Raw genomic sequence first — 23,336 nt, forward strand, 5'->3', positions numbered from 1 at the left:
TTTATGGAGGAATTCGAAACCCAAGCAGAGCGGATTAACCCCTGCTGGTATGTGATTCAATGCAAAGGCGGCGAGTCATTTCGTGCCGCTGAACATCTCACCAATCAAGGCTATGAGGTGTTCCACCCAGTGCTTAACGCTAAACGTAAGCGCCAAGGCAAACTCACGCTGGTGACCGAGCCACTTTTCCCCTACTACCTGTTTATTCGGCTGGATCAGACCATCAGCAACTGGCGGCCAATTCGCTCTACCCGCGGCGTACTGCGCCTACTCACCTTTGGCAACACGCCCATCGCCGTGCCGAATGCCTTGGTAGATACCCTTCGCGCACAGCCGCATCATCAGGAAGGCAGCCACAGCTACTTCTGCGCAGGGGAAAAAGTGACGATCACCGACGGCCCCTTCAAAGATTTAGAAGCCGTTTTCAAACGTTGCAAAGGCGAAGAGCGCGCCATTGTGCTGCTTAACGTGCTACAACGCCCACAGGATGTCGAGATCTCTGTTGATAGCTTACAGAAGCGCGAGGGGTGATACTCCCCTCTTTATCGATGAAACTGCTTCTCCCGCTCGGGCTGCCAGAAAATCGCATCGATACGCAGGCGTACTTCGGTGTTGTTGGGTAGCGGCCACTCAATGACATCGCCCACTCGTAAGCCAATTAACGCCGCGCCAATTGGCGCCATCACCGAAATGCCATCCTCAACGCTTTCAAGCGCATGAGGATACACTAATGTGCGAATCATCTGACGTTCGCGTGTCAAGTCAGTAAAGCGTATCTGGCTGTTCATACTGACCACATCCTCAGGGATGTCCTGAGGGTCAAGCACCTCCCCGCGCTCCAACTCCTCTTCCAGTAGCTCCGCCACCATCATGTCTTTTTCAGATGCATTATCAATCAGGCGCTGAAGTCGTTCAGCATCAAGACGATTAATGATAATAGGAGGACGCTGCCCCATTTCTACTCTCCTCGGAAAGCAATCAATAGTGATGTTAGTGAGCATAAAACGCACCAACGAAAACAGCCCTTCCCCAGAGGGAAAGGACTGTGTTACGACAGTGTATGTGGTTTAGCTAATAAAAGCGATTAGATAACGCCCTGCTCAATCATCGCATCGGCCACTTTACGGAAGCCCGCAATGTTAGCACCCAATACAAGATTGTCAGGTTCACCAAACTCACTTGCCGTATCTGCACACTGTCGATGAATATCCGCCATAATCTGTTTAAGCTTCTGGTCAACTTTGTCTAACGGCCACTGCTCCATACTGCTGTTCTGGGCCATCTCCAACTGACTCGTCGCCACGCCACCTGCATTCGCTGCTTTGCCGGGTCCATAGGCAATTTTAGCCTCCAAAAAGACATCTACCGCCTCTTTGGTGGAAGGCATGTTAGCCCCTTCGCTCACGCAGGTAACGCCATTCGCCAACAGAATTTTGGCATCGGCTTCGGTCAGCTCGTTTTGCGTCGCACAAGGAAACGCTGCCTCACCTTCAATACGCCAAACCGCGTGGCCATCCTGCGGGTAATCCCGAGCCGAAATATACTGAGCTTCCGGGTGCTCATGCAGGTAGCTTTCCAACGATACACGCTGGACTTCTTTTAACTGTTTTAGCAGGCCTAAATCGATACCGCTAGGGTCGTGAATAGTCCCCTTGGAATCACTACAGGTAACGGGCTTGGCACCCAGTTCATAGAGCTTCTCGATCGTATAAATCGCCACATTACCCGCGCCAGATACCAAGCAGGTTTTACCACGCAAGGCTTCGCCTTTCGCTGCCAGCATGTTCTCGGCAAAATAAACCGCACCGTAGCCAGTCGCCTCTTTACGACCGAGGGAACCACCCCAGTTTAGGCCTTTCCCAGTCAACACGCCCTCGTAACGGCCCGTTAAACGCTTATATTGACCAAATAGATAGCCAATTTCTCGCCCACCAACGCCAATGTCCCCAGCGGGCACATCGGTATGCGGCCCAATATGACGATAAAGCTCCGACATAAACGCCTGACAGAAACGCATGATTTCGTTGTCAGACTTCCCTTTTGGGTCAAAGTCAGCGCCGCCCTTACCACCGCCAATAGGCAACCCCGTTAACGCGTTTTTGAAGATTTGCTCAAACCCTAAAAATTTAATGGTGCCCGACGTCACGCTGGGGTGAAAACGCAAACCGCCTTTATAAGGGCCAAGCGCCGAATTAAATTGTACGCGATAGCCTTTGTTGACTTGTACACGACCAGCATCATCCACCCAGCTCACCCGAAACATGACCTGACGTTCCGGCTCAACAATGCGCTCAATAATACTGTGCTGATGGTAATGCGGCGCACGTTCGAACAATGGGCGAAGACACTCAAGCACTTCCTCAGTGGCTTGATAAAACTCAGTTTGTGCAGGGCTACTTTTCGCTAAACGTGTCAGCGTATCGTGAACATAAGGCATATACAGACACCCTTTTATAGTTAAAAACGTCGATTTGCTGGCCAGAGCGATGACGTATTTAACTGCGAGCACGCAAACCTGCATACCCTATGCCGGTTCGGTATAGGCTAAAAACACATTAAAAATAGACTAAAGTGGTAGCCTTATCGCCCCGTCTTGGTGCAATCAATAAACTCTAATAAACGAATTTTAAACGAAAATAGAAAGAGAAAACGTCATTAACCACTCGCATTACGATAGGAGACGCCTATTTCAACAGATGATAACAACACCGTCCAAACCCACCTGCCTACAAACTAGTGTTGCTAAATGTAACGCTCACCCGCTAGCTATATTAATAACAGTTACATTAAAGCCAATTCATGCTAATTTACAATTAAGCAAAAAGGTCGCTAGCCACTAGCGCTTCTAGATCCCCATAAACAGCTATAGCTAGTTTTGTGGTGCCATTTTTGTTCAACGGAACACCTCTTTTAGGAGCTCACCATGCGTTTATTGAACGTCTCTCGCACTGCTAGCCTTGGCACTTTGGCAGCGACACTTTTTGTTGCATCCAGCTTAGCCCAAGCCCAGAGCGTTACCGGCACCATTGATGCCTCTATCACCTTGGAAGCCGCTTGCTCGGTTGGCGGCACTGAAGGTACGGGGGTCGACTTCGGCAGTCTAGCCTTTGGCAGCCACTCAGCTCTATTCGGCCAGGTCAATGCTGAGATAGCGGGCGGTAACGGCATCACTATACTCTGCTCACCGGGCGTCACGCCGACCTTTACCTTGCTGGAGGGAGCTAATGATGGCCAAGCAGCTCCTGCTATTCATGCAATGGAAAATACTCCAGATGGCAACACGTTTGTCGGCTATACGCTATATACCGATGCTAACCACACGAACCTGCTTGCTCTAAGCGGAACCATCGCACTAGACCCATTTACGGATGACACCACTCAATCCATTGCGCTTTATGGCCAAGCCTTCGGTAACCCAGGCAATCTTCCTGCTGGCACCTACGAAGACATACTACAAGTTCAGCTAACTTGGTAACGCTGAATGATCAAAGGCTGGCAACTTGTCAGCTCAATCGTGATGGTGGCGGGGCTTGCTCAAGCCTCGCCAACGGATACTTTTATAGTATCGGCCACCATCACACCGGGCTGCTTAGTTAACCAAGAGATCCCGTCTAATGGCGTACAGCTTGGCATAATAGGTAGCTTAGCCTTCGGTGCCGCATCAGCGCTTTCCCAAGAAACGCGCAGTGCGTCACTGGTCACCTCAGGCTCTTTTACGTTGAGTTGCACACCAGGGATTTCGTTAACACTGCGAATTGATGGTGGCCAGCAGCCGGACGGAGAGCGCCAACTCAAACGCGCCAATGGCAACGAAGTGCTTGCCTATCAGCTCTATCGAGACGCCGCTTTTCAGAGCGCCATAGGAATCAGCCAGCCAGTATCCGTAGACACGTCGACAACACCAGACAATATTACCCTGCCGGTCTGGGGCAGGGTTATGCTACCCGGCAATCTGCCTGCTGGCAGCTATAGCGATGAATTAGTGGTCACTTTAGAGTGGTGATATCTCATCGATGAGATAATAGGAAACCAAGGGGAATACCGATGCTAACAATGCGCCTCCGTTACGTGACTGGCGTTCTCACTTTGCTGGGCCTGCTTGCGAGCCCGCTTTCCGCAACCGCTAACTCTCTGCTGATTTGGCCCATTTATCCTGTTATTCAGAACGACCAGCAAGCAAGCGCCCTTTGGCTCGAAAATCAGGGCAACCAAGCCGTCAATATGCAGTTGCGCATATTTTCATGGTCGCAGGAAGGGGGGGATGACCATTACCAACCTCAGCAGTCCGTCGTTGGCAGCCCGCCAATGATGACAATCGCTCCCGGCGAGCGCCAGATGGTGCGCCTGATTCGGCAGGCAACACCGCCAACTGGCCAAGAGCAGGCCTACCGCATTATCGTCGATGAGATTCCTGCACTAGCACCCAACGATGAACCGCAAAACGCGCCTCGTGCCGCGGTGCGGTTACAGATGCGTTACTCGTTACCACTTTTCGTTTACGGCGAGGGAGCCACACCACCTGAACGTCTAGCCAACCATAGCAGCGATAACAGCGGGCTTTATCCAGGGCTAAGCTGGCGGATTATTCAACAGAACGGGCAACCGCAGTTGGAAATTCAGAATACCGGCCAACATCATGTACGCCTAAGCCAAGTGGTGTTCAAGCAAGGAGCAACCCATGAGGAAGTATCCAAAGGACTACTCGGCTATGTACTGCCTGGCGATACACGCCGCTGGCCATTACCTTCAGGGGTCAGGCCGATAGGCGAGCTGCACGCATACATATTGGGTGAAAACCATCGTATTTCACCTAAATAGCCATTCGTATGCCTGTTTGTTTCACTAGCCTCACACAGGTATGGCTAATGTCTCGCTGCTGCACCTTGCTACTAGCAATGGCGCCAATGATGGCGCTTAGCCAAACACTTCCAGCACCTCCCACTGCGGGTACTACCAATACGACTCAGGCGCTATATTTAGAAATCGTCCTTAATCAACGCCCTACTCAGCAGGTTATCCCCGTTATCCAGCAAGATGGTTCACTGTTGATTGAGCGCGAGCGTTTGCTAGAAATCGGGCTACCCACCGAGCACTTAGGCAGTCAGGATGAGACCATCAATATAGGCCGCTTGAACGGCGTTGAGGCCCAATACCACAGCCCGACTCAACGACTTTATATCGATGTTCCAGCTCACTGGCTGCCCCATCAGTATCACGCTAGCACACGTTCTAACCGTAGCTACCCACTACAAGCCAGCCCAGGCGCGTTATTCAATTATGACGCCTACATCAGCCATGCTCGGCAAGGTAGCACGACGGCTAGTCTTGGTCACGAAGCTCGTCTTTTTGGCACCACCGGAACATTCAGCACCACTGGGGTTTACCGACAAGCCTTAACGGGCGAAAGCGGCATTAACGAAGGCTATCGACGTTTTGATACCCGCTGGGAGCACGCTGACCAGGAGACAATGACCCACTACACCGCAGGTGACGTGATAACCCGGCCGCTAGGCTGGACCAACGCGGTACGCTTAGGGGGCATTCAAATCTCCCGTGATTTCGCTCTTCGGCCGGACCTAGTGACTTATCCTCTGCCTGAGTTCTCTGGCGAAGTTGCTGTTCCTACAACCCTCGACCTGTTTATTGATGGAACGCGCCAATCCTCTACGGCATTGACTCCAGGCCCCTTCACTCTAACCAATATGCCAATGGTTACCGGGGCGGGTGAAGCAACGATAGTAACCACGGATAGCCAAGGCCGCCGAGTATCCACCAACCTACCCTTTTATATTTCTAGTGAACTGTTGAGCCCAGGCCTAACTAGCTACAGTACTAGCGTCGGCGCCCTACGCAAAGACTTTGGCCAGCGCGATTTTGCTTACGGTACCATTGCAGCGACCGGCAGCTACCGCCGTGGCATCAATGACTACTTCACCCTTGAACTTCAAGCTGAGACAACCAGTGATGTCACCACGGCGGGTGCAGGCGGCACCTTTAAGCTATGGCGGCTTGGCACACTGGAGAGCGCCTATCGCCAGAGCTACAGCCAAGGCACTACAGGCGAGTCATACACGGCGGGATATCGCTACCGTAGTCGCGGCTTCAATCTAGGGCTGCGCCATCAGATAGAACAGGCGGAGTTCACCGACCTAGCCAGCAACACGCACCGCCATTCAAACAACAGCTCTCAGCGCGAGGTCTCTCAGCTCACTGCTGGCCTCAACCTTGGTCGCCTAGGCTCTTTAGCTGGTGGCTACTTCGATATTAAAACAGATCAAGATAGCCGTTCACGGCTACTGAACCTGACCTACAGCCGTCCTTTATGGGAACGTATGCACTTCTCGCTATCGGCCAACCGAGAAGTCGGCGGGGATTGGAATGCTATAGCGCAAGTTACTCTACCGCTAAGCAGCCGTCCTGGCACGCTAAGCGCTAGCGTTCGCCGAGATGCAGAAGGCAGCATGTCAACTCGCACCCAATACACCCAAACAACGCCAATTCAGGGTGGCTGGGGCTGGAATCTAGCCTATGAACAGCGCAGTTCAGAAAGCGACTATCGCCAAGCAGAGCTGGCTTGGCGCGGGGCCGCCACTGAGCTTCGAGGTGGCGTGTACGGTACCCACAACGATACCGTGCACTATGCTGATGCCAAAGGCTCAATAGTACGCATGGACAACCAATGGTTTGCTGCTAACTACGTACGCGACGGATTTGTTGTTGTCAGCACCGATGGCCAAGCCGACGTTCCTGTGCGCTACGAGAATCAGCTAGTTGGTAGTACCCGCGACAGTGGCCACCTGCTCGTCCCCTGGGCACGCGCCTACTACGCAGGCAAATATGAGATAGACCCGTTAGTACTACCCGCTAACCTTAGTGCAACACACGTTGAACAGCGCGTAGCCGTCAATACCAGAAGCGGCTATCTGCTTAACTTTCCGGTTAAGCGCGTCATCGCAGCAACGCTTGTATTAGTCGACTCACAGGGCAACCCTTTACCACTAGGCTCCCGTGTCATAACCGACAGCGGCGCAGCTTCGCTGGTAGGCTGGGATGGCCAGACCTACCTAGAAGGTTTAGAAAGTGATAATCAGCTCCACGTAACGCTACCCAGCGGCGATAGCTGTAAGCTAAGCCTACCCATTGACACTCTTTCTGATGCAATACACCACTTGGGAAGTCAACTATGTCGTTAGGAAATCTTGAGGATACGCCGAAACGGCCCAAGCACTGCTGGCTAATCGGCCTCATACTATTAGCCTTAGTAACCATTAGTCCTAATGCCTGGGCCTGTACGATCAGCCCGAGCGTCAACGCCACCTTTGGCAACGTCAGTTCCTTCGCTATTGGAAGCACACCCCAGACTACCTCAGCCCAACCCAACGCAGGGGCTGTGTGCCGAGGGGCTTTTCTCGGACTAGCTATTGTGTCCAGCCAATGGATTCGTGCCACACTCTCTAGCGTCAACCAAGGACAACTGGTTAATGCCGCGAGTAGCGACGCAATTCCTTATCGTATCTTCGCCCTTGCCTCACAGAACGAAGAAATCTTCCTCAATACGACCTATAACTACTTTAACTCTGTACTGATCGACCTACTCGGCCTAGTCGGCAGCCAGAACGTTGCGATACCCATGGAATTTCGTACTCAGCCGACTGCCAATATCTCTGCAGGCACCTACACCGATACGCTCACAGTTAACTGGAACTGGCGAATCTGCAATGCGGGACTATTCATATGTCTCAGCTTTCGCACCGGCTCAGGCACCAGCTCAATCAATCTGAGCCTAACCGTTACCCCCGACTGCTCGATTCAATCCCCTGACGTGGACTTCGGCAGTGCCCCACTCGTGGCTGGCTTTAATCCAGTCACACGAACGATTGATATTACCTGCACCAAAGGCAGCGACTACTCAGTGGGATTAAGCGATGGCCAACATGCTGCGGGTAACATCCGTCGAATGGAAAACAGCGGCCAATACCTAGATTATCAGCTTTACAAAGGTGCCTCTGGCAACAACCGCTGGGGAAATGGTGGCAGCGAACGGCGCGCGTCTTCCACTGCCGACACAAACCCCGGCACGCCAAGCGGCATACCTCAAGGTTTTACTTACCGTGCCGAGATACTGCCGGGACAAAACACACCACCACCAGGTACCTACACCGATATGATTGTTGTCGATGTTATTTTTTAGCCAAGGCTCTTTTCGATCCCAAAATACCGGCTCACCAACTGCCGATACCAGAGCATTCGAAAAATATTGATTCCCCCGAGCAGCACTGGCAATAGATAAACAATAAAGGACACATCTTGCATAGAGGGAAAGAGATTAGGCAGTATAAATACCATCATGACGCCTAAAAAAATAATGAGATTAAAGTAAAATGCTTGTCGCTCATATCCACATAAATTAATCATGACGGACTCAACAACACCAAACTGGGCGGTGGCAATATAAAATCCAAGTGCAACTACGAAAACAACCGATGCTAAAAAATCATTGATCTCGACAAAAATATACAAATAAAAAAAAATAAAGAGTGTTAAAGAAGGAAATAACGTAGCGATAATAACTTTCACTTTGTGACGCAGGCTAAATATAAACTGACTGTCAAAATGTTTTGCCAATATCATTTTTGATAAAGCCGCCGTGCCGTTATTGATCACGCCCCTAGGAACAGCGGAGATAGAGCTAAAAACCAAGGCTGCAATAGAGGCAACAATCGCGATCTCGCCCCCGCCCAAAGCGGCAAAAAAGGAAGGAAGAATAAAACTTACGCCCCCGCTTGCCGCATTCGACAGGCCTACCACCAAGCTAGAGACCATTTTATCCTTAGATATCAATGCTACATCATCTTCACTAGGCGCTTCGCACGATTGATAGTAACGCCAGAAAAAGACAACACACAGCGATGCTAAATATGAAAAAGACAAGAAAGAAAAAATAGCAGAGCTATCAATTTTATCTTGATAAACATAAGCCCCCAGCATGCAAGCAACGAACAAAAAACCTATTAAAATATCGTTCACCAACAGCCGATAGAAATCTTTCTTAAAAATAAGATAATTTCTAAACACCTGATAAACCGATGTTGAAATCACTAAGAAAAACAGTGAGAAAAAATCCGAAATAATTAGAAACCACGACACTAGCAGCAAAGCAATGAGAGATACCGCCCCTCCAACAACAACAGATGACAAAGAATAGCTTAAAAAGGTATTAACGCTACTTTCTTTCGCCATACCTTTAACTAGTATCGTAGAAAATCCTATACCACAAATCATCACAAAAAATGCGGCAAGCGTATACTGCGTGGAAAAAGCCACCACCTCTTCGCTGGCGATAAAGAACATAGAAAATGTAATAACAAATATTCTAAAAGCACCAGGCGTAGCTGCTGTAATGATTGGTAATGAACGTAAAAAAAAGCTCGGCAATAGTGCCATAAAGCAATCTCTTGTAGCCAAATGAAGGAACTAGCGCAGCCCAAAGTATACTCGCCAATGGCTATACGATGGAAACCAATCTAAGTGTAGCCGCTCTCGATGCAGCGACGAATCTCGTGAGGGATGAGCGAAGGGGGCAACCGCGTCATTCCCGATTCCACATAACCGTCATTCCCGAGTGGGGTTATCGGGAATCCACCTTGACCTTACCCGCCGAGGCCCGAATGCCTAAACCAAACTGGATTCCCGCTAAGAGCATGCGGGAATGACAAGGCGGAAGGCGTCATTCCCGGCTCCACATAGCCGTCATTCCCGAGTGGGGTTATCGGGAATCCACCTTGACCTTACCCGTCGAGGCCCGAATGCCTGAACCAAACTGGATTCCCGCTAAGGACATGCGGGAATGACAGAACGGAGGGAATGCCCCACATTCCTACTAAGGCACCCGCAGAGGCGGCGAAGCCGCCCCTGGATTACTCCACCGTGACACTTTTCGCCAAGTTACGGGGCTTGTCTACGTCGGTGCCTTTTACCAGCGCTACGTGGTACGACAACAACTGAAGTGCCACGACATGTAGCACAGGGGAAAGCAGGCCGTAGTTTTCCGGCATCACCAGTACATTAACGCCCTCACTTGGCTTAACGGTGCTGCCCCCATCGGCAAACACATAAAGCTGACCGCCACGAGCGCTCACTTCCTGCATATTGGCTTTTAGCTTTTCTAACAACTCATCGTTAGGCGCAACCACCACCACAGGCATTTCAGCATCAACTAATGCCAGCGGGCCGTGTTTCAACTCCCCAGCAGGGTAAGCTTCCGCATGAATATAAGAGATTTCTTTTAGCTTCAGCGCCCCTTCCAACGCAATTGGGAAGTGGCGGCCACGGCCTAAGAACAGCGCATGCTGCTTATTAGCGAAATGCTTCGACCACGCCTTTATGCTTGGCTCTAGTGCCAGCACTTTTTTAACAGCGATTGGCAAATGGCGTAGTTCGTCTAGATAAGCTTTCTCGGCTGTTTCATCTAGCCGATGATTCGCTTTTGCCAACAAAAGCGTAAGCAAAAATAGTGCGCTCAACTGAGTAGTAAAGGCTTTCGTAGAAGCAACACCAATTTCTGGACCAGCGCGAGTAATAAAGCGCAGTAGCGTTTCACGCACAATGGCAGATCCAGGAACGTTACAAATCGCAAGCGTGTGGGTGTGGCCCATAGATTTGGCGTACTGTAGTGCAGCGAGCGTATCAGCAGTTTCACCTGACTGAGAAATAACCACCACTAGCTGGTTAGGATTCGCTACACTTTGGCGGTAACGGTATTCACTGGCAATTTCGACATTGCACGGGATACCAGCCACTTGCTCAACCCAGTACTTAGCCGTCATACCCGCATAGCTGGACGTACCACAGGCCAGGATCAGTACGGAATCTACTTTCTCAAAAACGGCTTGAGCTTCTGCACCAAAGATACCCGGCTGCAGTTGACCGGCGCCGCTCAGCATTTCCAATGTATTGCCCAACGCTTGGGGCTGCTCAAATATTTCTTTTTGCATGTAGTGATTAAACTCGCCTAGCTCAACCGCATTCGCAGAAAGGCTAGAGATAACTACATCACGCTGAGCAGGCTGGCCGAGAGCATCGACCAGAGTGACCGAATCACGCGTTAAGCGCGCCACATCACCGTTTTCCAGGTACATCATACGCTGGGTGACAGACAGCAGCGCCGAGGCATCTGAAGCGGCATAGTGGCCATCATCACCAATACCTAACATCAGCGGCGAACCTTCACGAGCCACGACCAAGCAATCCGGCTCTTCTTCACTTATCACGGCCAGAGCAAAAGCACCATGCAAATGCGCCACGGCGCAACGTACCGCAGAAAATAAGTTTTCCGCTGGTTCGCCAATTTCACCTTTAAAGCAGGCTTGAATTAAGTGAGCAATGGTTTCAGTGTCGGTGTCTGAAGTGAACTCATACCCTAACCCCTGAAGCTTTTCACGTAGGGTTTCATAGTTTTCAATGATGCCGTTATGCACCACCGCCAATCCACTCGAAATATGCGGATGAGCGTTACGTTCAGCAGGAACACCATGAGTTGCCCAACGGGTATGAGCAATGCCCACTTTCCCCTCGACGCCTTCCTCTTCAACGCGGGCTTCAAGTGCCGACACTCGCCCCTTGGCGCGGGCACGTGCTAGCGTACCAGAGTCACTTAGCACGGCTAACCCAGCAGAGTCATAGCCACGGTATTCAAGCACTTTCAAGCCTGAAAGCAAAAACGGGGTACATTCCATTGCGCCAACGGCGCCGACAATTCCACACATACGCAATCCTTTAATGACGACTTATAACGAAAATGACCTTCACTCTTATGCAAAGAGCCAATAGTAGATGGCTATCCACAAAAGATTAGCCGCAAAGGATTAGCCACAGAAAGTATCCCATGAACGGCCTTTTAAAGGGGAGCATATTACTCTCCCCCTAGCTCAGCCTTCAAAGCACGATCTTCCTGGCTGCCCCACGCCACAAAATCAGGGTTGAGCTTTTCGCTGGGATTGGCATAGCTCAGTGGCTCGCCATCTAAGGTCTCAACACGCCCTCCGGCTTGAAGCAGAATAGCGTGTGCGGCACCGGTGTCCCATAAACAGGTAGGACCAAGGCGCGGATACGCATCGGCTTTGCCTTCTGCAATCACGCAGAGCTTAAGCGAGCTCCCCATGGGCAGTATTTCATACTTACCTAACCTTTCAAGCCATACTGCAAGATCAGGACTAGAGTGCGACCGACTACCCATCACACGCCAACTGGCACCCGAAGTAGGCTTGCCCGCTACGTGAAGAGCATAACGATGGCCTGCAGCATCAATTTTAAAAGCGCCAACCCCCTCAGCTGCTATATACGCAACATTTAGCACCGGCGCTGTCACTACCCCAAGAATAGGCTTACCGTTTTCAATCAGCGCAATGTTCACGGTAAACTCATCGTTGCGTTTGATAAACTCCTTCGTGCCATCTAACGGATCTACCAGCCAATAGCGCCCTTCGCTATTGATGCCAGCAAAGCTATCAACGTCTTCTTCGGAAAGAATTGGCAACTGTACAGTAAGCTTTTTTAGACCGCGCACAATGACATCATGCGCCGCCTGATCAGCTTCGGTCACAGGGCTGCTGTCACCTTTTAGCTCAACACTGAATTCACGAGCATAGACGGCAGCGATGGCAGCGTCCGCTTCGTACGCAATTTTTAATACCTGCTCCAGTAACGCTCGCATGCCACCCCCTATATTGATTAATGTAGTCGCTGGTAAGGCACTCGCTTGTAGGAGGCCACTTCAGTGGGCGATGGCGGCGCAGCCGCCCTTGGGCCGTACAAGCGGCAAAGCCTCAACCATCGTGAATTCCCCCCGCTCCTATAAAGTGCTGCACCGCGATCAAATTAGTAATATGAATGACCAAAAAAAGCCGCTGCAGTATGAACTGAGCGGCTTTAGTTACTAATACGATTCTTTCTAACCTTACACGTCGTAACCCGCTTCGCGAGCGAGCGTCGTGTTGGCTTTTAGCCACCCTTCAATGTGCCCACAGTCAAAGGTGCGGCCATGCATGCGGAACGCCTGCACGGTTTTACCTTCCTGCATCAAACGGTCAATGGCATCCGTTAGCTGGATTTCATTACCTGCACCAGGCGGCTGGTCGCGCAGCAGCTCCATAATGCGATAAGGAAGCACGTAACGACCAATGACTGAAAGACGTGAAGGCGCTTCTTCAGGTGTCGGCTTTTCTACGACACCACGCATGTTGGCGCTCTCACCGGCAGCAGGTTCATCACAGTCAACAATGCCATAACGATAAACGTCTTCCCTAGGCACCGCTTCCACCATAATTTGCGAAGCGCTATTTGTATTCCAACGCTCTACCATGCTGCCTAAATCACAGGCATTGCTACCAACCTGTGGCTTTACCAATACATCAGGAAGGATAACGGCAAACGGCTCGTCTTTGTCTAACAGATGCGCGGCACAGAAAATCGCATGACCCAGGCCCTTGGCATTAGGCTGACGAACGCTAGTCACCTTGAGTTTTTTCGGTGAAATAGCAGACAGTGTTTCTAGTAGCGCATCCTTACCCTTGCTAGCCAGTGAGTGCTCAAGTTCAAAGTGGGCATCAAAATGGTCTTCAATGGCTGATTTCCCAGCCCGAGTCACCAAAATGATTTCATTAATACCCGCCGCCAGCGCTTCTTCCACCACATGTTGAATGAGCGGACGATCCACAACGGGCACCATCTCCTTGGGAATCGCCTTGCTGATAGGTAGCAAGCGTGTGCCAAAACCGGCTACCGGGATAATCGCTTTACGCACTTGGGTCATCATTAACGTCCTTTCTGTTGCGGGTGCGCTGTGGGCTTACCTCGCACTGCAAAACCGATAAAATAAATATTCTGCACCTACCGTAGCGCGGTGCGACAACTCTCGCTAGGAACCAGCGAATAAGTCACACTTACTCCTTTAGCACGCTAGAAAGCAGCGCGGTGGCGCTTTCAATTAACTCATCTAAATGCTGCGGACCTTTGAAGCTCTCCGCATAGACTTTGTAGAGTGATTCCGTTCCGCTTGGGCGGGCAGCAAACCAGCCATTGTCAGTGGTAACTTTCAAGCCACCAATGGCCGCTCCATTGCCAGGGGCGTTAACCAGCACAGCAGTGATTGGGTCACCAGCCAAGATGGTTTCAGTAACGCTTTCTGCACTTAGCTTTTTAAATGCAACCTTTTCTTCCACAGTGCACGCCGTATCCACACGTTTATAGAACGGCTCACCGAACCGCTCGGTTAATGAACGGTAGTATTCACTAGGCGTTTTCCCTGTGACCGCAGTGATTTCTGCCGCTAACAAGCAAAGCGCAATGCCGTCTTTATCAGTAGACCAAGCCTTCCCAGCGCGCGTTAACAAGCTCGCACCGGCACTCTCTTCACCTCCGAAAGCAAGCCAGCCATCGTGCAGACCTTCTACAAACCACTTAAAGCCAACCGGAACTTCATAAAGTTCACGCTGATGAGAAACCACGATCCTATCAATCATTGAAGAAGACACCAGCGTCTTACCGATGCTGAGCGTTTCCACCCACTCAGGCCGATGACCAATCAAATAGTCCACGCACACCGCCAAAAAATGGTTCGGATTCATCAGCCCATTGGCATCCACAATGCCATGACGATCAGCGTCAGGGTCATTGCCAAAAGCGAGATCAAAGCGATCTTTGACCTGTAACAGGTTAGCCATGGCATCAGGACTAGAGCAATCCATGCGAATCTTACCGTCGTGATCCGGCGGCATAAAACCAAAGCTGGCATCGACAGACGTATTGACCACCTCAAGATTCAAGCCATAGTGTTTAGCCACTGCCTGCCATACCGGCAGCGCTGTACCGCCCATGGGGTCAACACCAAGAGTAAGATTGGCATTTTGAATAGCGGCCATGTCCACCACGTTGCTCAGCTGAGCCACATAGTGAGCCGTAAAATCGTACTCTTGAGCATGGGCAAGCCCCTGCTCTAAAGATAGCGGAGAAATGTCACATAATTGCCGGAGTAAATAGGCATTCGCGCGAAACTCAATCCACTTTGTAGCTTCAGTATCAGCTGGTCCACCATGAGACGGATTGTACTTTATGCCGCCATCTTCAGGTGGATTATGCGAAGGCGTAATAATCAAACCATCGGCCAACGCTGCACCATACACTGCCTGATCTTGAAGATGCTGCTTTTGAGGACAGTTATACTGCAAAATTGCACGGCTGATCAGTGGCGTAGCCGTAATAGCATGGTCTTTCTCAATAAATACGGGCACCTTATTGGCGGCCAGCACACGAAGAGCACACTCCCAGGCGGGTTTTGAAAGTGCATGGGTATCGTAGCCAACGAACATCGGGCCTTGGTAGCCAGCCTCAGAGCGGTAATCAACCACCGCTTGAGTAATCGCAAAAATATGCGCGGCATTGAAAGTACGCTCCTTCGCTCTGCCCCGGTGTCCCGACGTACCGAACGCCACGCGCTCTTCAGGCACACTTGCATCCGGGGTTTCATCAAAAAAGGAATTGATGATATTCGCTACCATGGCATTTTCCATGAAGAGCACCTTAACATTTAAGAATTCAGAAACACTTCAGCTTGAACGCTTTCCCCTACCCAACGCAGTATACCAAAAGACGAAAATCTAATTGGCGTCTCCTTATCGCTCTGCAACATTTATTAATTATATAGCGACGCGGAATAATGCAGAAAATGGAAGAAGCACAATAAAACCAATTCAAAGAACACCTGAAATAAGCTGCTTATAAACTTTAGCCTCTTTTTTCCAGTTGTGACGGGGCGCAGCAAAAGCCATCGGATCAGAGTAGTGATAAACGCCCTCCTCCTCTACGTTGCCATCGATACTCAAGCCAATCATACTATTTTTAGGAAAGTAGCCTAGAACTCGATAAATAGTATAGCAAGTCATCAAGCCAGATGAAGGTGGAGAACCAATCATGGATTGCAGCTCAAAAAATAATTTTTCATCAAAAAAATCGGTAGATTCTACCTGAGAAGAAATCTCAAGTACCTCTGACCACTTCGGTATAGAACGATAGATAGAATTAGGCCCGGTAAAAACAACTAAGCTGACGCCTGGTTGCAATGTGCGGTCAATCAGTGGTGTCGGAAGCATTCGTACCCAAACATCCGTTTTGGAGCCAATGTCATCTATAAACTCAGGCCCTAAAGAGTAGTTATTAAACCTGATCACAACGCGTTGAGCATCAACCCACTTACCTACATTAGTACCAATAACACTAGGAGAATTCCCCACTACGCATATTGACCCCTCCGACATTTTGACAATATCTATTAAACTTACCCCTGGGGAGACTAATCGATCAACTTCACTATGCGCAGACGATGGGTCAAAATAATGGGTTAGTGCTAGATAGCTAGCAGAGGAAAATGGAGATAAACGGCCAACTTGATACCACTTTTTAGCCTCGTCTACTTTATTTTGCTGTAAAAATTCAGAAGCCAACTCCAAACAAGCACGATAGTAAAAATTTTTATACAATAGACCAGCTGAAGCCATTTCAGAGTCAAAGGTACGTAACTCAGAGTCTGTCATTCTGCGGGTTTCTCGCAATGTCGCAATTAACTTAAAGAGATAGTAATTCTTTAGTACTTTAGCCCCCCTGTTAGCGGCTGCTACTAGAAGACTAATGGTTCTATCATTCACCTTTCCAGTCGCTCGCCGAGATAATGCGATAGAAAGAAGAAACAAGCCTGACGATTTTTTCAAATCACCTTGGCGATATAGCAAAAGCACTTCTTTAAATTTCTTCTTCTCGAACAAGCGGTAGGCAAAAATTCCTTTAATCCAAGGGAAAGATTGCTTCATAAAAAAAAGTGCAAACGCATCTAAGCGATTGCTCAGAAAAAAGCAATTTCGGCAATAAGAGACACAAAAAACAAAAAGCTGAACTGGCAAAAATATAATTTTTAAAATCACTTATTCCTCTACCAGTTATCAATAGACATAATATTATTTCTTAAAAACAACAAAGCGTCCCCAATACGGCTCTCTTTTTGTTTCTCTAAATTTCTAAGGCAATGAAAATAACAAGCCCACCATGTAAAAAGCTTATTATGTACAGAAAATGGAAATTGATCATGCAAAAAAAACTGAACCTCAGAGTATTTCAAATTTGCTTCAGACACAAAAGTCGCAATATCATATCCCAAAGGGCCAAAAGACAAATTCCCCCAATCAATGACAAAAAACTCTCCATCACTCGAAAGAATCACATTATCTGCTTTAAGATCAGCATGACAAAAACCACTATCCAGCGTATCATCACCCAACAGCTTATTAAAATGAGCTTTCTTTAAGAAGAAAAAACCTATATCAAGCGCATATTGCTTTGATGAAACCGAAACATTACGAAGATGCTTTATCCTTCTCAAGGAGAAAATAAGCATCAATCTAAGATATTTATAAGATGTAGGATAATGCGCATTAAAGAGAGTATTCCTTAGGTTCACCATATTGCGCCCTAATGACAGAGGCAAAGTCGGAACTCGAAATCTATCTATCTTAATACTAGAAAGTCCACCACTACTCTCAAGCTCATGGTCATCAAACTCACGACCAATTAGTTTATCAGCATAAAAACTAGCGTTACCTAAACGCTCTACTAACTCTAAAACCTTGTCATGCGGAATAATTTCAATAGGTTCAACACTACCCTCACCTTGACTTATGTAAGGAAAGCAAGTTGCTTTAAATGGACTTTTATGGCCAGAATAATAAACCGGCCTTAAAACAAAGGTGGATGAGATGAGAGGAGCGCAACATTCATAGAAAAATGCTTCGCGGATATAGTTGTCTTTCTCCTTGTAGAACTTAGTAATAAACTCAGTCTTCTTATTGGCTACATGAAGTATACACCCTCTATTTGCAAACCCGCCGGGAAAAGAAAATTGCTTAGTCACACGGCCAGCCACGGGCAGCGCGTCCCGTAACTCTCGCATCATTCTTTTCCACTGCTCAGAGTCCCTTGTCTCCATAGCCAAGTTAAAATAGGATAAAGCACTACGCTTTTTCCCCAAGGCACTGAATAATCGCGAGCATGCCCAGTAGTAACGGCATTGCTCGCTAATCACTAGCTTATCTGGCCGTACCCTATCTATATAGCTAAGTGCCGAAACCCATTCTCTCTCCCACACTTCCGCCTCTATACGGAGTAAATATATATAATCAGTAACATTTGGTTGCAGGCATGCTAATTTCAGATAAGCAAGGGCAAGCTTTCGCTTACCCTCCTTAAATTTATCAATTGCGACCACTGCATAGTGCTCAGCCAGCATCAATTATAACCCTACGGAATGGCATTTAGCTGTGTTTCGCTCAGCATAAAAATCAAGAGCCATTAGCGCGTTAGTGCTAATAATAGGCACTGGCATGTTTCTAATCGTGGCAGCCTCCCACCACGTATGTTTAGTAAGCTCAGTCGTTGTCTTCATAGATACAAAATACTTGTTAGGAACATCAATTTTATAGACGAAATTTAGAATATATTCATCTTTCCTGTGTGCTTCAGGATAAGAAATCAATTGTTCAAAGCCTACTATAGGTTGAGCTTGAAGACGCAACACCTCAGAACCAAGCAGATCCTTCGTCAGCTTACCAAAAGCACTATCTAAAGTAAGGCCTGGGGCAACACGCATTGACGGTAAATCAAACTGGTTACGCGATGGGAAAGAGCGTCTTTCAGCCATCAGCACCCTACCTTCGCCATCCTCAATTACCAAACTAATCTTGATTGAAAAAACAAAAGGCTGCGGTTTACTATAATTAATAGTAAGAGCATCCAGGTACTTAAAGGCATCACCGGACAGATTCGTTCGCGGCATAAGGACTTGTTCACACTCTGGTATAGCCGCACATAGATCCGCGAGCGTTGGCTTTGGCTCCTCATCAGTTGCTGCTACTTCTGCTTCCGGCACTGGTTTTGGTACTAGCGTTTGTCCATATGTAGAGGTAGCGCTAAGTGCAGGTTTAGGTGTCTCACTTGTATAGACAAACGTATTTTCTTCCACCAGGAATTTAATTAATTTCTCACCATCAACTGCGATATTAAATGTTAATGCTGTTCGCTTTAGTGTCTTGCCAGCAGAGTTTTGGCGTACTTGTAACACATCATCAGTAATATCCATAAAGGATAGTACGCCATCTGGTAACTTACTCAAATTTGGGGAGATACCATAATACTCACCCAGTAGGCGTTTTAACCCCATTGCGATAGTTTCTTTTGGGTTCAGCATTACAAAGGGCGTGGTTGCACCTGCATGTTCAATAGGATGTAATCGCACCACACGCAAGAGCGGCCCACCTACCTTTACTAGCCTTGCAAGCTCTTTTTGTGGATCTTCAATAACAACGGGGGCAACTGGTTGAGGTAATGAAGGTATTTCACATACCTCAACTTTGCTATCAGACGTGCTGTGGCGGCGATAAAAATCTTCCGCTGCATCAAAGATTGGTTTTTGATTTGGTTTTAAGCGTAACTTACTAAATGGAGGTAGCTTAAAGCTCAGCAGTTTAATCTGGTCTACATTTGCTTCAGACAAATTATCTAACGCAGTACAAAACCAACTGGCAATGATAGTTGGCTTTACTTCCATACGCATTAGCTCTAGCTCATAAGGCAAACCAAATCGTTTGACTTCCACGCCTATATTTTTCTTTATCTTTTGGCCAAACGCATCACTTTCTCTAGGATGAAGCAAGTAGATAAAGTCAGCATCTTGGGGAAATTTCTGCCGGATACCTTTAAGCCAGTTAATATAGTGAAACTCTTTTAACCGGTCACGCTCAACAAAAGGAGCCCCTAGAAAATGAATAAGATTACTATCAGATGGCTTTGCTAGCAACGCCTCTTTTAGCAAGGGTTGACTATTATGGACAACCTTAACACCATTGACTGGAAACAAGTCATAAACAGTAAATATGCTTTGGCTCTTAGGGAGGTTCACATGGTTTTTCAGCACCTTCCTGTGCCATAAATGATTATAAGCTCTACGATATAATTTTTGCACACCAAGCTTCATAGCATCACCAAATTTTAGGAAGAAATGTTAATTTTTAACGTTTTCTTGATGGATTCACTTTAGCTTTTGCGGGAGCTTTTCTTCCAGCTGCCGCTCTAGCACCAACTTTCCTTCCTTCGGAAGCTTTAGAGCCTAGTGACTTTCTTGGTACCCCTTTAGTAGAAGAATTTTTATTAATAGCTTTTCTTGCAGCAGGCTTAGCAGCTCCGGTCTTTTTGATCGCAGCAGTAGATGCCCGAGCTTTAGAAACTGGCTTTTTAGCAATGGCTGTTTTTTTAGATGCTACTGCCTTCTTGCCTACTGCAGGTTTCTTAGTTGAAGCCTTAGCTACGGCAGGTTGTTTAGCAGCAGCCGCCTTACTAGCCACTGCTGGTTTCTTACCAGCAACCGCCTTACTAGCCACTGCTGGTTTCTTACCAGCAACCGCCTTACTAGCCACTGCTGGTTTCTTACCAGCAACTGCTTTTTTAGCTGCAGCCTTGGAACGACGCTTCCGCACTTCAGGAGTAAACACCCTCTCCTCTTGCCATAAAAAATAAGAGAGCGTGCCATCTTCTAACCAGATTAGCTCTCTTGCATCTAAGTAACTAGCTATTACTCTGTTGTCTACTTGGCGATTATGGCAAAGAAAGACAAATTGTACACCTTTCGCAAAATCTAACTTACGCTGCCATTCTCTAAAAAACTTATACTGCAAATATCTTTTTTTGTTTCCCTTTGCTTTTAAGCGTGGCGGCACAGGAAACGGATCTATCCTTATCACCTCCTTCCACTTGACCAATGTTTCTAAAGTGGAGTCGAGCTGTATTTTATCTGTGATTATTTTAAAGACGAGTACACAATTAGCTGTATCTAGCCCCCAGTGATGCGCTGCCTGTAGAGCATTATATACGTGCAGCGGGGAGTTACAGATAAAAACTGCGTCAGGAGTTTCTGAAAAAGAAGTATTACCAGCATTATTCACAGAACCACCTCTTCTAACTTTTTAGCCTGGGCCTTAATAGCAGTTGACAACCGATACCCGATTTCTTTCTCATTTTCATCCAAGTCTAGCTCATAGACCGGTATGCTCGGATCAATATATGCATCCAAGTGCGCAAAAAATGAGGCTAATCCCAAGAAAGAAAGGTAGTGCCAAATATCTTCTTTGCTATGAAGCACCCCTGACGCCAATTTATTAAATGCACATTCAATATCTTCAGTCGATCTAATTTTATAAATCCCAGGGGCACTTTGATATATAATATTACCTAATACTAAAGCTGGCTTCCCCTTTAGCCAAGCTTCAAACGCAGCCGTACCAGTGAGCGTAGCGATAGCATTTGACTTTTCTTGCAGCTGATCTGAAGAGTATTTCATACTTATCAAATTAACATTAGTTGATTTCATTATGTCATTATAAAAATTTACCGGTCGCTCTTCTAATTTTTGATGTGGATGTTCCTTTACTAATAACTTCCAACTTTTTGGCAAATTATCCGAAATAAATCTAATAGCACGAAGCTGATCGGCAAAAAAACCACCAAGAGGTGAAGAGCTAGCTTCAGGCTGCATATGTAGCGCAAAATAAACAAAGGGTGAATCAGGGATTTCGCTAATACAAAGTTCATCGTACTCTTTCTGATTACGTTGCTTAGTTGTGTATGCTTGCTTGACATAAAGAAAATCAAACAATGATTTTTTATTTATTAAATTATCCTTTATATTCTCCATCAAAGACTTAGATTTTTCTGGTGGCGTATATTGCTTTGGTGGCTGCCCACCTTTTCTCAACAGCACTTCCTTCGATAACCCACCGAGTGTAAAATCACCTAACACTACTTCCTTATAAATTAGCTCCAAGTCACTTGGCAGTTCATTACCATAGTCTTCATCTCGACTATAGCTAATCAGCTCCCCCTCCCGAGTATAAACCTCATCATGATTATAAAGTGATTCAGGAATATAAAGCCGTGCCGAAACACCTGGAACAATTGGCATACGGTAGGGAAAAGCCGTTGGTATATTATTGGCCTTACACACACAGTAGCAGGCATAATCATCTGCTAAGTGCGGTACGTTAGAGTTTATATAAAAAGCTATATTATCAGTTTTTACACAATCAACCCAAAAAGCTATTTTATTAATTGCAATTTTTCTTACACTACTACTTATTTGATGATTGGGATCAAAAAAAACTTTCTTTCTGGCTAGCTGATTCCGTTCAATCATTTCCTGAACTGTAGGTAATACAGAATAATATTCTTGTATTTCTGACTCTGAAATTCCAGCAACACTATCAGCAGCTGTATCCCAGAATGCAACTCTTTGGTTTACACTGTTTACGGAGTCCCAGTTAACATAGTGGCTAGCAGATGATGTAAACAAAATAGCTGATGAGTTATTCTCTTCAATGAGCTTGCTTACAACCCCTGGCCCAATAGTGTGTCCACCTGTAAAGGTAGATTTTCGTTCTGTTGAAAAAGGAAACCCAAAGAAATAAGCCTTTCGTTTCTTCTCAACCACCTCTGGAGGCGACTCAGATTCAATTTTCTCCTTCTCAATCAATGCTTTTTGCTCAGCAATTTGAGCAGCGACGCTTAGAGATGTAAAACTTTCAAATGTTTGAAGACTGTGGCTTTCAACATACTCTTCCCAGCCATCAAAATCGCTGACTGCAGAGAAAAAAATGAAGTCAAGACCATTAGCCTTGGCTACTTCATGATCATAGCGGGCATCACCAAAGAAGATACCGGGGTAATCGCTGTCTTTTAAATCCAGATTTTTAACTAACGTCAATTTATCAACAGGGTTACCGTAGATGCCGTCAAAAAACGTTGCTAACCCTTTAGCTTCAAGTACCCAACGAACCTCATCCTGTGCCCCACCGGAGACAACAAATTTTTTAGCTTGGGCTGGAAGGCTTGTTAAAAACTCAAGTACACCGGGTAATACCTCACAGCGAACAAGCCCTTCGGCTGTCAACTTACCATAATCATTCAGCGCTTTTTGGTACTTATCTTCTGGCAATTCAGAGAGGTTAAGGATATTCAGAAAGAAGTATTCGAACTTTTTCTGCCTGGAAATACCACCATTGGCTTTATGATATTCAGTGAAAGCAAGTGCAGCAGGCTCCCCATAAGGAAGCGCTGCGTGATAAAAGGCTTCCGTTTTGACTCGATTGGAGTCTAATAAAACGCCATCGCAATCAAATACATAAGTATTAAATGATTTAATCGGTGTATTTAGCTTGTATTGGGTCATCTCGCCATCCGCTGGGGCTTAT

18 protein-coding genes are annotated in these 23,336 nt (G+C 47.3%); 6 read left to right on the top strand and 12 right to left on the bottom strand.

Features of this window, described 5'->3' with window-relative positions; genetic code table 11:
• Positions 1-3 precede the first annotated feature (3 nt).
• Positions 4-531 (top strand): transcription/translation regulatory transformer protein RfaH, encoded by a 528-nt coding sequence (gene rfaH, locus NDQ72_13260; protein WKD27029.1) that lies wholly within the window; start codon positions 4-6, stop codon positions 529-531.
• Between the two features lie 11 nt (positions 532-542).
• Here rfaH and rnk read toward each other — a convergent pair whose 3' ends face one another.
• Entirely contained in the window at positions 543-956 is a 414-nt protein-coding gene (rnk, locus tag NDQ72_13265; GenBank protein ID WKD27030.1) for a nucleoside diphosphate kinase regulator, read from the bottom strand.
• 128 nt (positions 957-1,084) lie between these two features.
• The gene (gene gdhA, locus NDQ72_13270; protein WKD27031.1) at positions 1,085-2,437 is read right to left on the bottom strand and encodes an NADP-specific glutamate dehydrogenase; all 1,353 of its coding nucleotides are present in this window, start codon (positions 2,435-2,437) and stop codon (positions 1,085-1,087) included.
• A gap of 486 nt (positions 2,438-2,923) precedes the next feature.
• On the opposite strand from gdhA, the gene NDQ72_13275 reads away from it, so the two are divergent.
• Genes NDQ72_13275 through NDQ72_13295 form a run of 5 tightly spaced genes read left to right on the top strand, consistent with a single transcriptional unit; the run spans position 2,924 to position 8,191 of the window.
• Positions 2,924-3,475, top strand: coding sequence for a spore coat U domain-containing protein (locus tag NDQ72_13275; protein WKD27032.1), 552 nt, complete (start codon positions 2,924-2,926; stop codon positions 3,473-3,475).
• A gap of 6 nt (positions 3,476-3,481) precedes the next feature.
• Entirely contained in the window at positions 3,482-4,003 is a 522-nt protein-coding gene (locus tag NDQ72_13280) for a spore coat U domain-containing protein (GenBank protein ID WKD27033.1), read from the top strand.
• A gap of 41 nt (positions 4,004-4,044) precedes the next feature.
• Positions 4,045-4,818, top strand: a complete 774-nt coding sequence (locus NDQ72_13285) for a molecular chaperone (GenBank protein ID WKD27034.1) — start codon at positions 4,045-4,047, stop codon at positions 4,816-4,818.
• A 47-nt stretch (positions 4,819-4,865) separates the two neighbouring features.
• The gene (locus tag NDQ72_13290) at positions 4,866-7,193 is read left to right on the top strand and encodes a fimbria/pilus outer membrane usher protein (GenBank protein WKD27035.1); all 2,328 of its coding nucleotides are present in this window, start codon (positions 4,866-4,868) and stop codon (positions 7,191-7,193) included.
• On the top strand, positions 7,184-8,191 hold the full coding sequence (locus tag NDQ72_13295; protein ID WKD27036.1) for a spore coat U domain-containing protein: 1,008 nt from the start codon (positions 7,184-7,186) through the stop codon (positions 8,189-8,191). The genes NDQ72_13290 and NDQ72_13295 overlap by 10 nt, the downstream gene beginning before the upstream one ends.
• Here the strand turns inward: NDQ72_13295 and NDQ72_13300 are convergent.
• From NDQ72_13300 to NDQ72_13345, 10 genes are all read right to left on the bottom strand, one after another.
• On the bottom strand, positions 8,188-9,444 hold the full coding sequence (locus NDQ72_13300; GenBank protein WKD27037.1) for a hypothetical protein: 1,257 nt from the start codon (positions 9,442-9,444) through the stop codon (positions 8,188-8,190). The genes NDQ72_13295 and NDQ72_13300 overlap by 4 nt on opposite strands.
• Positions 9,445-9,917: 473 nt before the next feature.
• Positions 9,918-11,765 (bottom strand): glutamine--fructose-6-phosphate transaminase (isomerizing), encoded by a 1,848-nt coding sequence (glmS, locus tag NDQ72_13305; GenBank protein WKD27038.1) that lies wholly within the window; start codon positions 11,763-11,765, stop codon positions 9,918-9,920.
• 146 nt (positions 11,766-11,911) lie between these two features.
• Positions 11,912-12,712, bottom strand: a complete 801-nt coding sequence (gene cysQ, locus NDQ72_13310) for a 3'(2'),5'-bisphosphate nucleotidase CysQ (GenBank protein ID WKD27039.1) — start codon at positions 12,710-12,712, stop codon at positions 11,912-11,914.
• Between the two features lie 243 nt (positions 12,713-12,955).
• The gene (locus NDQ72_13315; protein WKD30399.1) at positions 12,956-13,810 is read right to left on the bottom strand and encodes a UTP--glucose-1-phosphate uridylyltransferase; all 855 of its coding nucleotides are present in this window, start codon (positions 13,808-13,810) and stop codon (positions 12,956-12,958) included.
• Positions 13,811-13,940: 130 nt separating this feature from the next.
• A complete protein-coding gene (pgm, locus tag NDQ72_13320) occupies positions 13,941-15,566 on the bottom strand; it encodes a phosphoglucomutase (alpha-D-glucose-1,6-bisphosphate-dependent) (GenBank protein WKD27040.1) in 1,626 nt (541 codons plus the stop codon).
• Positions 15,567-15,746: 180 nt separating this feature from the next.
• A complete protein-coding gene (locus NDQ72_13325) occupies positions 15,747-16,970 on the bottom strand; it encodes a glycosyltransferase family 29 protein (protein WKD27041.1) in 1,224 nt (407 codons plus the stop codon).
• Between the two features lie 8 nt (positions 16,971-16,978).
• Positions 16,979-18,328 (bottom strand): phosphotransferase, encoded by a 1,350-nt coding sequence (locus NDQ72_13330; GenBank protein ID WKD27042.1) that lies wholly within the window; start codon positions 18,326-18,328, stop codon positions 16,979-16,981.
• Between the two features lie 3 nt (positions 18,329-18,331).
• On the bottom strand, positions 18,332-20,071 hold the full coding sequence (locus tag NDQ72_13335; protein WKD27043.1) for a hypothetical protein: 1,740 nt from the start codon (positions 20,069-20,071) through the stop codon (positions 18,332-18,334).
• 34 nt (positions 20,072-20,105) lie between these two features.
• A complete protein-coding gene (locus NDQ72_13340) occupies positions 20,106-21,035 on the bottom strand; it encodes a hypothetical protein (GenBank protein WKD27044.1) in 930 nt (309 codons plus the stop codon).
• Positions 21,032-23,314 (bottom strand): HAD hydrolase-like protein, encoded by a 2,283-nt coding sequence (locus tag NDQ72_13345; protein WKD27045.1) that lies wholly within the window; start codon positions 23,312-23,314, stop codon positions 21,032-21,034. The genes NDQ72_13340 and NDQ72_13345 overlap by 4 nt, the downstream gene beginning before the upstream one ends.
• Positions 23,315-23,336 lie beyond the last annotated feature (22 nt).

It is taken from the genome of Halomonas sp. KG2, assembly GCA_030440445.1.
In the GTDB taxonomy this organism is placed as follows: domain Bacteria; phylum Pseudomonadota; class Gammaproteobacteria; order Pseudomonadales; family Halomonadaceae; genus Vreelandella.